The organism is Methanosarcina subterranea, from assembly GCF_055385895.1.
In genome coordinates this window covers 3,478,015-3,490,059 of sequence record NZ_AP042426.1, presented here as the reverse complement: position 1 = coordinate 3,490,059, position 12,045 = coordinate 3,478,015, and the positions used below count along the sequence as shown (strand labels likewise).

12 protein-coding genes are annotated in these 12,045 nt (G+C 43.6%); 3 read left to right on the top strand and 9 right to left on the bottom strand.

Annotation, left to right across the window (positions count from 1 at the left end):
- Positions 1-762 precede the first annotated feature (762 nt).
- The 9 genes from ACZ5A8_RS15145 to ACZ5A8_RS15105 all read right to left on the bottom strand — a co-directional run bounded on the left by ACZ5A8_RS15145 (position 763) and on the right by ACZ5A8_RS15105 (position 9,318).
- On the bottom strand, positions 763-1,149 hold the full coding sequence (locus ACZ5A8_RS15145) for a response regulator (protein ID WP_464530065.1): 387 nt from the start codon (positions 1,147-1,149) through the stop codon (positions 763-765).
- Between the two features lie 451 nt (positions 1,150-1,600).
- A complete protein-coding gene (gene thiI, locus ACZ5A8_RS15140) occupies positions 1,601-2,893 on the bottom strand; it encodes a tRNA uracil 4-sulfurtransferase ThiI (RefSeq protein ID WP_464530063.1) in 1,293 nt (430 codons plus the stop codon).
- Between the two features lie 238 nt (positions 2,894-3,131).
- Positions 3,132-4,376, bottom strand: coding sequence for a methanogenesis marker 16 metalloprotein (locus ACZ5A8_RS15135; RefSeq protein WP_464530062.1), 1,245 nt, complete (start codon positions 4,374-4,376; stop codon positions 3,132-3,134).
- Between the two features lie 40 nt (positions 4,377-4,416).
- Complete coding sequence (locus tag ACZ5A8_RS15130) at positions 4,417-5,076, bottom strand: (Fe-S)-binding protein (RefSeq protein ID WP_464530060.1); 660 nt, start codon at positions 5,074-5,076, stop codon at positions 4,417-4,419.
- Positions 5,076-5,780 carry a GTP-binding protein gene (locus tag ACZ5A8_RS15125; RefSeq protein WP_464530059.1) on the bottom strand — a complete coding sequence of 235 codons (705 nt, stop codon included), beginning with the start codon at positions 5,778-5,780 and terminating at the stop codon, positions 5,076-5,078. Before ACZ5A8_RS15125 ends, ACZ5A8_RS15130 begins: the two co-directional genes overlap by 1 nt.
- Before the next feature lie 6 nt (positions 5,781-5,786).
- Positions 5,787-6,599: an ATP-binding cassette domain-containing protein gene (locus tag ACZ5A8_RS15120; RefSeq protein ID WP_464530057.1), complete on the bottom strand. Its 813-nt coding sequence runs from the start codon at positions 6,597-6,599 to the stop codon at positions 5,787-5,789.
- Between the two features lie 315 nt (positions 6,600-6,914).
- Entirely contained in the window at positions 6,915-7,910 is a 996-nt protein-coding gene (locus tag ACZ5A8_RS15115; RefSeq protein ID WP_464530055.1) for a radical SAM protein, read from the bottom strand.
- Between the two features lie 329 nt (positions 7,911-8,239).
- The gene (locus ACZ5A8_RS15110) at positions 8,240-8,917 is read right to left on the bottom strand and encodes a M48 family metalloprotease (RefSeq protein WP_464530053.1); all 678 of its coding nucleotides are present in this window, start codon (positions 8,915-8,917) and stop codon (positions 8,240-8,242) included.
- Positions 8,918-8,958: 41 nt separating this feature from the next.
- Complete coding sequence (locus ACZ5A8_RS15105) at positions 8,959-9,318, bottom strand: BlaI/MecI/CopY family transcriptional regulator (RefSeq protein ID WP_464530051.1); 360 nt, start codon at positions 9,316-9,318, stop codon at positions 8,959-8,961.
- A 306-nt stretch (positions 9,319-9,624) separates the two neighbouring features.
- Between ACZ5A8_RS15105 and ACZ5A8_RS15100 the strand changes: the two genes are divergently transcribed.
- Genes ACZ5A8_RS15100 through ACZ5A8_RS15090 form a run of 3 tightly spaced genes read left to right on the top strand, consistent with a single transcriptional unit; the run spans position 9,625 to position 12,032 of the window.
- The gene (locus tag ACZ5A8_RS15100; RefSeq protein ID WP_464530050.1) at positions 9,625-10,809 is read left to right on the top strand and encodes an ABC transporter permease; all 1,185 of its coding nucleotides are present in this window, start codon (positions 9,625-9,627) and stop codon (positions 10,807-10,809) included.
- Positions 10,802-11,536: an ABC transporter ATP-binding protein gene (locus ACZ5A8_RS15095; protein WP_464530048.1), complete on the top strand. Its 735-nt coding sequence runs from the start codon at positions 10,802-10,804 to the stop codon at positions 11,534-11,536. The genes ACZ5A8_RS15100 and ACZ5A8_RS15095 overlap by 8 nt, the downstream gene beginning before the upstream one ends.
- A 4-nt stretch (positions 11,537-11,540) precedes the next feature.
- On the top strand, positions 11,541-12,032 hold the full coding sequence (locus tag ACZ5A8_RS15090) for a Fe-S-containing protein (protein WP_464530046.1): 492 nt from the start codon (positions 11,541-11,543) through the stop codon (positions 12,030-12,032).
- The last annotated feature ends 13 nt before the right edge of the window (positions 12,033-12,045 follow it).

Below are 12,045 nucleotides of genomic sequence, written 5' to 3'. Positions count from 1 at the left end.
CTCTATGTCTTTACAAAACATTTATCATATAAACTCCTTGAAAATTCGGTCAAAATTTATCAGGTCGGTACATTCACTAGTATACGTTTTGTTTAAGTAAATCAAGCTGCTTATGGTTACACGATGCCTCAATACGCTTGTGAAATATTCTAAGATTGTTTGAATTTGAACTGGAAGAGACAGTTAAAGGTCTAATGCTATCGATTTCTCAGTTCAACTGTTTCGGTACTTTAGTATTAAGGGGGTTTATTTATGAAAAGTCTAAAAATATGTCCAAAATGCCATGCTAAGCTAAAAGTAAGCTCAGAAAGCAAAACTCAGTACTGTACCACATGTGATTACTGGACAGAAGTAGGTACTGCAAGACTTGATTCGATCATGATTTATGCATAAGGAGTCTGCATATGAAGCATATGTATACTCCTTAGTAACCTGTACTAAAATTAGGGATGATTATCAAAGCCGGAACGAAAGAATTGCTTAAGTCTTTGTATGTGGCTTCTAGCCAGCAACTACATTACGGATGAAGTTTGACTTCATGTCTGTCCTAGAGTTTTCCTGTTCTTATCTTTTACGTTTATTTTAACGCTCGACTTCTTAACTTCTTTAACTGACATTTTCATCAATAGTAGATAGAATGAAGCAGGAAGTTTCTTCCTCGGCAGCCAGAGGCTGGCAGGAGGATGAGTACGCTTTGTTGTTCGTTTCCTGATCTTTCGTGTTACGCTTAAATCGTATTATGGATTTTCCTGCTCAAAATAGTTAGTTTGGTTCAGCAATTTTTCTTATTACATCCAGCATTTCATCAGGTCCAAAAGGTTTTACTATAAAACCCATAGCTCCTATTTTTTTCGATTCCGTTATCAAGGCTTGCTGCCCAAGAGAGGAACACATTATCATTTTTGCATCCGGGTCCATTAAAAGAAATTTTTTCAATTGATTTTCCTCATTAATATCTGATGTAATTACGTCTATAGCAGGTGTGATTATATCCATCAAAACAACGTCAGGTTTTGTTTCCAGGTATTTTTGAATTGCTTCTTCCCCGTCAGCCATTTCAGCAACGACTTCATGTCCGTGTTTCATAAGAGTTTCCTTGACCACCATTCGCATAAATTCAGCATCGTCTACGATCATAACTCTTGCCATTTACTTTCCCTTCATTTACATTTTGTTCATTATTTTGATAAGTTTCCGTGCTTTCATATTTATGAAATCCCCCTAAGCTAAGATCCGGATTCTAATTCATGAATGGATCTGCAGCCCGGTGATATTCTTTCCGTTATTCTATCGTTCGATTCACAATTGTGACTTAAGATAATTATACCGTTCATATATACTAAAATCTGCTTTTTTGGGCAAAATGTGCCTGAAAAATCTCTCCTGATCATCTGGTAAGGAATTACCTTACCCGCGGATGATCAACAAAAAACAATAGAACAGCGACGCAAGAAAAAGTAACAGATGAATTCATGCTGGTATTAAGAAAAACAGGATACTGCAAGAAAAAACTCTCTGGCCCGATAAATGCTCCTCTTGCTCCCGAAAACAACACAGGAGAGCGAATGACACCATACGGGTCAGAAAATTGGATTGTTTCTCAGAGTTTAAGGATTTTTGCGGCTTTTAAAGCATTTGAAACCATGATTTCGCTGTCCAGTTTTTGTTCTTCGAGCATTATAAGGTCATAATTTGACTTTACTTCGGGACGCTCCGGAACGGCACCACAGCTTCCTGCTTGCCTACTGGAAATATCATAGGTTCCGATTTTGCGGGCTATATCCATGATTTCCGTTTTATCAAGAGCAATCAAAGGGTGATAAATAGGGATAGACAGCTGATAAATTTCGGCATGCATATTGGCAGCAGTCTGGGAGGCTACCTGCCCGAGGGAAGAGCCGGTGATAATTCCGCTTGCCCCTTCTTTTTTCATAACCTCATAGGCTTCCCTGTACATCATGCGCTTGCAGAGGAGACAGGTGTTTTTTCGATTGCATGTTTCTATGAAAGACCTGAGGTTGGGACCATGGGGAATCTCGTAGGTAGTAAACTGATACCCTGGAGCCCACCTCTGAAGCTGCCGGATGCAGTCAAAAGCACGCTCTCTTGCCGCATCCTCCGCATAAGGAGAGTTGTTGCAGTAAACAGGAGTGATCATCAAGCCCCGTTTCATCATGAGCCAGGCTGCAACAGGAGAATCGAGACCTCCAGATATCAGCACTACCATGCTGCCCTGCGTGCCGAGGGGAAGCCCTCCAACTCCTTTAACCGTTTCCAGGTAAACGTAAGCCAAGTCCTGCCTCATCTCTACAAAAATTTCATTATCAGGAGAGCTAAGGTCAACCCTGGGATGTTTTCCTTCGTTTTCAAGTGCATTCCAGACAGCATCTCCGCAGGTTTTACCTATATCAGCTGAAGAGAAAGGATGGTTTCCACTTCTTCTTGCCCGGATAGCAAAAGATTCACCTTCCCGAATAAGGTCCGTTCCAAGAATGGCACAGGTTTCGGCTGCACTCTCAAGGTTCGGTTCTGTCATTAATGCAGGTGAGGTTGATACTACCCCAAAAACGTCTGCAGACGCCTGAGCCGCGCGAGGATCTTTAGTCTCAACAAATATCCTTCCCCATTCTCTCCGCATAAGAGAGTATGGAATATTTTTTGAGTCCAGCATTGCGGCAATGTTCTTCATGAGAATTTTCTCATACCAGTTCCGAACACCTGAGCTTTTAAGAGCAAGCTCTCCATAGCGGACTATAACAACTTCTGTCTGAACCCTGTATTCGGAGTGAAAGGATTTGGAATTCGAGCAATCCTGCTTTTCAGCATCACTTTTTCGGATACCTTTGCTTTCCCGACGAGTACAAATGTCAGATTCAATTTTTTCTATTACCATGAAAAATACCAGCTGTGTATCAATGAATGGACAAAAATCCAGAATTTCAAAAAATGAAATGATTTTTCCGGTTATGCGTGCTGGTATCACATCGACCCAGAAGTTCCTGATAGAACTATCAGTGATTATTGGAGTGTCCAGTAATTTGAACTATTTATGCAGCTATTTTCTGCAATATTTGTGGCTGATGTGATACCGGTACTGAGGTTACAGAGTAATTTCATAAATCTGGAATTCGTTAGAGAGGTTCCAGCATCTTCGTAGGCACGAACTCCTGATTCAGGATACTGTTTTTAAGGATCATACAGAGCCTTTCTGCCCTTGCCCTGTCTGACTGCCTCAATGATACGGGTATAATCCCTTCAGCCAGTTCTATGGAACCAAGCCTTGCATGGAACACTCCTTCGGAACACTGGAGGGTACAGGTCCCGCAGTTAATGCAAAGGTCTCTGTTGATAACGCAATTATTTGAGATCGCTTCCGTGGGGCAGGTGCGCATTGCAGCACAGTCCGGATGGTGCAGGCACTTTTCTTTTTCGACGCGGATGACTTTATCAGTGCCTCCCCATATGTGCCCGTAGTTTACTTTTGCATGTGCAGTGCGTCCGTTTACGTCTGATACGGGTAATGGGACATTCTGGTCCAGGATTTTTAATCCCGAAAGGATCTCTTCGTCAAGGACAGGGATAGGAACTGCAAGCGAGGTCAGGCATTCAGGCCCGTGTGCGGTTTTCATCCCACCCATCATTTTCGGGTCCATTCCTTTCATGTCTGCATAAGCTGACACGTTCGGCTTATCAGGGCTGGCCCTGGTTCCTTTCCCCATGATATACCCAGGTGCGCCATTTAAAAGGACCCTTGTTCCCACGCCTATTGACCTGTGGGAAGGGTCATTTTGCAGAGGATTTATTTCTCCACATCCTGATACCGTTGTTTCCGTAAAAGGACCTGTCAGGCCTGTCACAGAGAAAATGGTGCTGATTGTGGAAGATGTGGGATTTATCAATGCATGATAATTTTTAAACGCAAGCCTTGTGGTAATTATCCTGGCAAAGTCGATATCCTCAAGCGTAACCTGATTTTCATATCTTCTGCCATGCGCTTCCACAAGTACCTCAATCTCATTTCCTTCTACAAGGTCCCGGAAAAGATGCCCACCTCCGTACCTGGCATTTGCATGAGCTGTCCCGTTTATTACAAGATCCACAACCCCGAGTTTTTCATTCGGGCAGGGCCCGGGCTGGGCAGGCACCCCGTTCAGCCAGATTGCGTCCGCCCTCTCGAAACTGCATTTTCCAGCAACAGGCACCATCATAACTGCCATCGTGCCGGACATTACGCCAAAGGTCCCGGTCGTGACCACATCCACATCATCAATAGTCACCTCTTTTCCGTCACGTACCATGGACTTGAGTTCGGCAGCAGTTAGAATTATCGCTTCTTTATTGGCGATCTTCTCATTTATCTCTTCAATAGTTTTCATATTATCCCATTTTCATGATATAGCGATTATTCAATAGCCGTTATAATATCCGAATATCCTCAAGCCGAACATGAGTTCCAGAAGGCTTCTTAAAAACCATGTTCACAAGAGCGGTGTGTGCAAGATCAATCATGCAGTTGCCGGGCAGGAAATATTGCCTGGTTCCAAGGACAGGAGGCTTCTTTATAACGCTGACAATCCCTTCGAAAGCATGGACGTGGTATGCCTGGACATCGTGGGCATCTTCTTTTCTTGCAGCCATTGGGCCTACCGTATGGCACTCAAGTACACCCGTGATAGGGTTTGCGCTGAGAACTCTTAAAGCATGATAAAGAGGGCATCCCGGCCCCGCCGGCCTGCCGGTTACGAGGTCTCCTTTTTTAATGTTCCATTTTTCCACAAGGTCTGCCCTGAAAGGCACTATGAATTTGCGTGCTGAAGGCTCTCCAGGGAACGGAAGGAGAACAAAGTCATATTCTTTTCCGGCAACATCAACGCCTGAGTAAGCAGCGTTTCTTACCTGAAGCTCAATACTTCCTCTGCTTGCAATTTTTTCCGGGCGCAGGGTATTTTCCATATTGTAAAACGGACACAGGTCTACTTCTGCTGACCCGGCTTCAATCCTGGAAACAAAGTCTGAACAGGTCTGGGAACCGCAAGCCCCACAGTTTTTACCCGGAGGGTTCCAGTTAATCACCATCAGTCACCTCTATATAGGGGCTCCGGCATATCCAGGGGTCGGATGACTCCAAAGTGGTTCTTCCACCCGATCTCTTTTTTCCCGATACACACCGTACAGACGCCGAGAGGAGGGTTGCCTCTGAGCACTATGGGGTCCGGCCCGATTTCTGGCTGATTGACAATTCTTCGCATGAGGTACCTGAGGCCTGTACCCTGAATTGCATTTGTCTCAACAATGTCAATATCAGGGACGACTTTTCTGATGCTTTCCCTGAAGACCTCTTTTTCTGCTTGTGAAACAAGGTCGGTTTTCGTAACGACTGCTACATCTGCAAGAGCGAGCAGAGGTGCCATTTTGAAAGGCGAATTTGTTCCTGAGATCGAGCTGACAACTGCGATTCCAAGGGAGTATTTTGTGTAAGGAGTACACCTGAGACATAGCCCTGCACTTTCAATAATCAGGATATTCCTTGAGAGGCTCTCAGCCCAGCGCAGTGCGTCGTCAAGGACAAGGATTCCCATATGGTCAGGGCATACATCTCCTGAATATACCTTTTTGACAGGAATGCCGAATTCTTCTGCAAGTTCCTTATCTTCTGTTGCATGCACGACGTCAATCTTGAGAAAGGCGGGGAGTGAGCCGTCAGGCAAATTCTTAATTATCTGGCGAATTACAGCAGTTTTTCCTCCGCTTGGAGGACCTGCGATTATAAGGAGTTTCATTTTAAATCACACCCTGTTAACTGCAGCCATTAAAACTTCTGAAGAACCGGACGAAGAACCTGAGGAAAAAGAAGCTCCAAGTCTGAGTCTTTCTCTAAGCTGATGGAGTCTGTCTTCGATTAAAGTAAGGTCTTCAATAAGTTCCTGCTCCTGTCCTGTTGGTTCGATCACAGAGGAAACTCCTCCCTGCCTCATAACTATCCGCCTGCCGGCTGTAAGAGCCAGATAAGGGTCGTGTGTTACAAGGATAACAGCCTTGTTTCCTCCCTGAAGAGACTGGATGACGCGGTCTTTGAAGATCCCTGCGTTCTCAATCTCGTCAAGGAGAAGTATAGGAGTGTCGCCGATCACAAGTGCGTCTGCAATCATAAGAGACCGTGTCTGTCCTCCGGATAGACCGCTCATCCGGCTTTTAAGGCTGATCTCTTCGCCGGTAAATGTGTTTGCAAGGTTTATTGTTTCATCGAGCAGATCTTCCCTGCCTGGTCTCCGTGCCCTTATATGCATGAGCAGGAATTCTTCGACAGAAAGGTCTGCCAGACAGCGTGTATTCTGAGTTATCAGGGAAATGGGTTTGAAAGCAGGCTCACGTACGAAGGCCTCGGGAGGTTCCTCCCCGTTAATGAGGATCCTTCTACCTGTTATGGTATCTCCCTGAGCAAGAGTTTCGATATCATTGATTAAAGCAGATTTTCCCGAACCTGTCGGACCAACTATTGACAGGGTGTCTCCGGGCCTGATCTCTATACTGTCAAATCCTTCCTGTTCTCCAAGTCTGTTCTTTCCAGATTCAATGGTGAGAGTAAATTGCTGTGTCATGTATTCAAAGGATTAGATCTGGCTTTTATAAGCTTTTCCATAAATTCTAAAATATTATCCTTTAAAGCTAAAAAATCAATAATATATTTCCTAATTGGGTTAAAAAATGAAATAAATTGGAAGGAATGGACTAATTCGAAACTATGATACTCCTCAAGGATTGCCCGAAGAGTTGTCATCACATGAGTACACGCAAAAATAGGACCAAGACCTCAAAAGCTATGGGTCGGAACTAATCAATATCGAATTAGGAGTTAATCATGATTTCCAAGTTGATTGCAAGTCAAATCAATTACGATTTCAGCTGATATAATTTCAAATATCTCTATGAGGTGTCAGGTCGCAGCCAGTACAGAGAAGGCACATTGTTTTCGATTTTTCTACACAGAGGGACTGACAGTCGAGCATCTCTTTGAGCATACTTCCCAGTTTTAGAAGCCGTGCAGCATCCGGTCGATGAATGTTTATCGTATCTTTCCTTAGAGGGTGTGGAGATATAGGTCTGATAATTGGAATTATACACAGGTCAGTAAGGCGTTTGATGCCTTTTCGGACAGTCTCGTCACTTTCTCCAAGGCCAATTATAAAGTTTGAAGATACCCGATTTCTGCCGAAAACATTCACTGCAGTGTCGAGAGCATCAAGAACTGTGTAGAGCGAGAGGTCCGGACAAACACGACGGAAAAGCTCGGGGTCCATAGTCTCAACATTGTATTTTATCTCGCATGCGCCTGCAGAATAAAGTTCTGCTGATGAACTTGCTGTGGGATAGACAGAGACACCTATCGGGAGATCGTACTCACGTGTGAGCTGTTTTACGATATCCACCATCCTCTTAACCTCTTTTTCTGGAGATACAGCTACCCCGCTTGTGAGGGAAATTGCCTTCAGTTCACCTGTTGCATAAGCTTCCGCAACCATCTGGTGTACCTTTTTGCTGTCCTTTATCCCGCCCTGCATTTTCGGCACGGGACAAAACTGGCAATCGTATATGCATTTCTCGGACAGTGTAATGTATGCCTGTTCAGGACAGTGGCAGAGAGGGCGTTCAAGCATGCCTCTGGCAATTACATCATCACCTTTCATGAGGACTACGTTTCCATCTTCTGGCACTGCACGCAAAGGAGAAAGATCATTAATCGTAAGGCGTACCCGTCGATCTCCTGACCTCAAAAAGATAGAAGATCCACCTGCTCCGGGCCCGGCTGTAGCCACACTCTTGAGCTGCGCAGGAAAAAGTGCCGGATCTACTCGAACACTTCCTATGCTCAGCAGGTCTGCCTTGACAGTTGCACTCAGTTCGGTATCCATATTTATACACTCGATAAAATTCGAAGCCACAATATGAGCCCGGCAAACTTTCAACAAGCATTACTACTTTCAATTTTTAACCAGGTAAATTAACAATTGTGAACTTAGCTATAGATAACAATTGTGAACTTAAATAGATTGCGATGCTCCCTACATAATATGAAAAAGTAAGAACATTCCAAATTCTGAGTTATTCTTGATCATTCTTGAAAGCCGATTTTTAATTATCATAATACAGGACATCTTCATCAGTTTGTCATGTGGCTCTGCCCAAAAAGAAGAAAGAAAAAGAGTTAAAGAGAGAAAAGAATAATTAAAAAATCTGAGTTTTAGTTCAGTTTTGCCCTTGCTGATTTTACTGCACTTTCGCTAACAACTTTTCCAGCAAAAGCGTCAGCAAGAAGTTCAAGTTCATCTTCTGAATGGTTTTTCGTAAAAGTCATGAAAGATAATTGTCTCAATAAAGGAGTCCTGTTATTATACCTGATATGCCATACTTCATGGGCAATTACAGCCTTTAATTCCTTTTCGTCCATCAGCTCAAGCATCCCGATTGATAAAAAAATAACTTTTCCCGAAGCAAAAGCTGCGGGCACTGCTGAATCGTAATAATACACTTTTGCTCCTTCGATTAAATCATTTACAAATGCTTGAGGCCAGTCCACTATTTCAGTAATTGGCTGAGCACTGTATTTTCGGATCAGGATTTTATAATATACTTTTGGCAGGAGCATGACAATTGCGGTTGAAAGAACCGCGTAGGCTGTGTAGATCTCGATTGTCAGCATTTGACTGCACTGCATAGCCGAAATAACCGTACCTATAAGCAGTACCATGAATAGCTGTCCAGCAATGAACGAAGCAAGCCTGAAGGCCGGTTTTCCAGCTTTGAGATAAAACGTGAAAAATATTAGAGCTAGGAATGCTTCTATTCCTATTACCGGCAAAAGGTCGGAACCGGTGATGCATGTAATATAACAGTCAATTTCCTGCGTAATAGAGAACATGTCCACTGCTCAAAGTCACTCAAAAACCATATTTCTGGGGCTCACTTATTATTTTTATAAGTATGGAAATTTTCAACAGCTAATTTGCCGAAGGTATCTACAAGACTGTCCAGTACTTTTTTTGTGATGGTGTTTGCTGTATTGTCCATGGACTCGGTTGCAGAGTAAAGATACCTGACTCTGTGGCCGCTTTTATCCACCGTTCTTTTTGCATAACCGGCTTTTACAAGCCTGTCAAGTGTCCCTGCAACGCTTGATAACGGAATTCCTGTTTTTTCAGTAATTTCCGGCGTTGTAGACTCCTGATCTGTCCACAAAACCTCCATGATCTGGGCTTCAATGGGGCTGAAAAATTTTGTCAAACCCTCATTGGAAAGATTTATCCGGTCTAACTTAACCATATGCTTTACAACTGCTGTAAACGAATATAAGCCTTGTGATGAGTTTCAAGATACTGGTTTTCAATCGGGACCTGTTAAGTCCAAGAAAATTTGTCCTTTTAGTCTCAGCTGGTTTACATCTGGCGTAAAGTTAAAGTACATTTACACTCAATGTAAAGTCAGATCTTTACATCAGGTGTATAGTAAATTCCATTCAACATGATATTCGATTCAACATGGTATCCGATTAAATTTAGTTTCGATTCAATGTGAAAATTGAAAGGTAAGCCATTGAAAGAGAATCGGGAGCAGTATTGAGGATTTAAAATGCGTTTACATACGTTGGTCTTAAAAGACATATCCCGCAGAAAAACAAAACTTGGTCTGGCAGTGCTGAGTGTAGTAGTGGCTGCTGCAGCAATAGTAGCTGTGGTCACCACATTCTCCGCAGCAACTGACGGTCTCTATGAGGAATCAAATAAGTTTGGTGCAAACATCATAGTCAGGCCCGAAGTAACAAACATTCCGCTCGTGGCGGGTTCAACCTCTATTGGTTCTCTGTCTACGGGAGAGAACTATATTGAGGAATCGGAAATTCCTAAAATTCATACTATCCAGAATAACAGTAACCTTGCAGTTGTAGCCCCGAGATTGTATGGGGTTGCAGAACTTGGCGATTCTTCCGTAGTTGTAATGGGTGTGGATCCTGAAAAGGAAAAAACACTCAAGCCCTGGTGGAAAATCCAGGGGCACTGGATGGCTGCAAATACCTCTGAGGACTCTGAGAAAACCGAAGTAATGGTTGGCTCGGATATAGCCGGTCCCCTTGGACTTAAAGAAGGCTCCCAGATAACTCTCAGCCAGGGTGATATTTCCATTGACGCTCAGGTTGCCGGTGTAATAGAAAGTACAGGCGGCAATGAAGATGGATATGTCATTCTTCCTCTTGCAGCATCCCAACAACTGCTTTCAAAAGAAGGAAAAGTCAGCAGCCTGGAGGTAAGGGCACTGTGTAATGACTGTCCTGTTGAAGAAATAAGCAGGCAGATAGAGGAAGTGTTTCCCGGACTTGAAGCTAGATCCATGAGCCAGATTGTAGAAACTGAAATGGCGGTGGTAGAGCATACCGAGTCTTCGGCAATGGCAGTATCAATAATTACCCTTCTCGTAAGCACGTTAACTGTCGCATCCACGATGCTCGCATCAGTAAATGAAAAGCTAAAAGAAATAGGAATTATGCGCGCAGTCGGAGCAAGCAACAGACAGGTAGTTTCTATGCTTCTCTTTGAAGGAGCGATTATAGGAATAATCGGTGGAACTATCGGTTTTGCCATTGGAACGGCAGCCTCAGCAATTGCTGCACCCATGCTGGTCTCAGTATCGCCTTCTCCAATGTGGGAGATCCTGCCTGGTGTTGCCGGAATTTGTATAGTTACTGGAATGGTAGCTTCTATTATTCCTGCAAAAAGAGCTCTCGGAGTTGACCCTGCGGAGGTGTTGAGAAGTGTCTGATTATCCTGAAATTTCTGAAATATCCCGTAATCCTGAAAGACTGTCAGATAACCTGATTGAAAAAATGACTGAAAACCTGATTCAGGTCAAAGATGTGACAAAAAAATACAGGCTTGGCCATAACGAGGTAGAAGTTCTGCACGGAATTAACCTCGAAATCAAAGAAGGAGAGTTCGTGTCCGTTATGGGACAGTCAGGCTCCGGAAAAACCACTTTGATGAACATTATAGGGATGCTTGACAGACCGACTGGTGGAAGCATCCTCATCAAAGATACCGATATCACAAAAAAGTCCCAGCAAGAACTTGTCGATTTCAGGCGCAGAACCGTTGGGTTCGTATTCCAGCAATTCCACCTTATTCCTTCCCTTACAGCCTATGAAAATGTTTCTCTGCCGCTTGTATTTGCAGGTGACAAAGACGATGGTGCTGTAAAAAGCGCTCTTGAAAGAGTAGGGCTGGCTCACAGGATGCATCATAAACCGGTAGAGCTGAGCGGAGGAGAACAGCAGAGGGTTGCAATTGCCAGAGCTGTTGTTATGAACCCGAAAATTCTGCTCGCAGACGAGCCCACAGGGGCGCTTGATGCAAACACAGGCTCAATGATAATCTCTTTACTGAAATCCCTCGCAGGAGAGATGACCGTCATAATGGTCACTCACAACAGGGAACTTGCAGCTTATTCTGATCGTATTGTATATTTAAAAGATGGGAACATAGCGGAGTGAAAAAATGAACATAAAATTAACCGGTATGGTTTTGTTAGCAATTGCAGTGTCCCTCGTGGCAGCAGGATGTACGGATGTCGGATCTTCGGGTAAAGCTAATGCAAGCCCTGTAAAAGCTACCTGGATTACAGCTGAAACCAGTGCAGACCATGTATCCATTCCACTCAGTTCTGTAGAAGAAAACACAAATGTTCATTTCAAAGTAAATACTGACAGCGGGGAAATCGCGGTTATGGCATACAAATTTAATGATGAGATATTTGTCAGGTCCAATGTATGCCCTCCATGCAATTCAATAGGATTTAGCCTTGATAAGGATACTCTTGTATGTGACTCATGTGGCACCGTTTTTGACGCTTCAGAAGGAACGGGTATCGGAGGAGGCTGTGTGTCATTCCCCAAGGAAAGTATCCCTTACACGGTTTCTGATGGGAATATTGTGATGAAACTGGATGATATGGTAACTGCTCACGAAAAAACCGTGGGGATCAATTAAGAGCCGTGAAATT

What these genes read in the sequence shown, in the direction of transcription:
- ACZ5A8_RS15145 (WP_464530065.1), bottom strand. Translation starts at nt 1,149, where the DNA reads ATGGCAAGAGTTATGATCGTAGACGATGCTGAATTTATGCGAATGGTG.
- thiI (WP_464530063.1), bottom strand. Translation starts at nt 2,893, where the DNA reads ATGGTAATAGAAAAAATTGAATCTGACATTTGTACTCGTCGGGAAAGC.
- ACZ5A8_RS15135 (WP_464530062.1), bottom strand. Translation starts at nt 4,376, where the DNA reads ATGAAAACTATTGAAGAGATAAATGAGAAGATCGCCAATAAAGAAGCG.
- ACZ5A8_RS15130 (WP_464530060.1), bottom strand. Translation starts at nt 5,076, where the DNA reads ATGGTGATTAACTGGAACCCTCCGGGTAAAAACTGTGGGGCTTGCGGT.
- ACZ5A8_RS15125 (WP_464530059.1), bottom strand. Translation starts at nt 5,780, where the DNA reads ATGAAACTCCTTATAATCGCAGGTCCTCCAAGCGGAGGAAAAACTGCT.
- ACZ5A8_RS15120 (WP_464530057.1), bottom strand. Translation starts at nt 6,599, where the DNA reads ATGACACAGCAATTTACTCTCACCATTGAATCTGGAAAGAACAGACTT.
- ACZ5A8_RS15115 (WP_464530055.1), bottom strand. Translation starts at nt 7,910, where the DNA reads ATGGATACCGAACTGAGTGCAACTGTCAAGGCAGACCTGCTGAGCATA.
- ACZ5A8_RS15110 (WP_464530053.1), bottom strand. Translation starts at nt 8,917, where the DNA reads ATGTTCTCTATTACGCAGGAAATTGACTGTTATATTACATGCATCACC.
- ACZ5A8_RS15105 (WP_464530051.1), bottom strand. Translation starts at nt 9,318, where the DNA reads ATGGTTAAGTTAGACCGGATAAATCTTTCCAATGAGGGTTTGACAAAA.
- ACZ5A8_RS15100 (WP_464530050.1), top strand. Translation starts at nt 9,625, where the DNA reads ATGCGTTTACATACGTTGGTCTTAAAAGACATATCCCGCAGAAAAACA.
- ACZ5A8_RS15090 (WP_464530046.1), top strand. Translation starts at nt 11,541, where the DNA reads ATGAACATAAAATTAACCGGTATGGTTTTGTTAGCAATTGCAGTGTCC.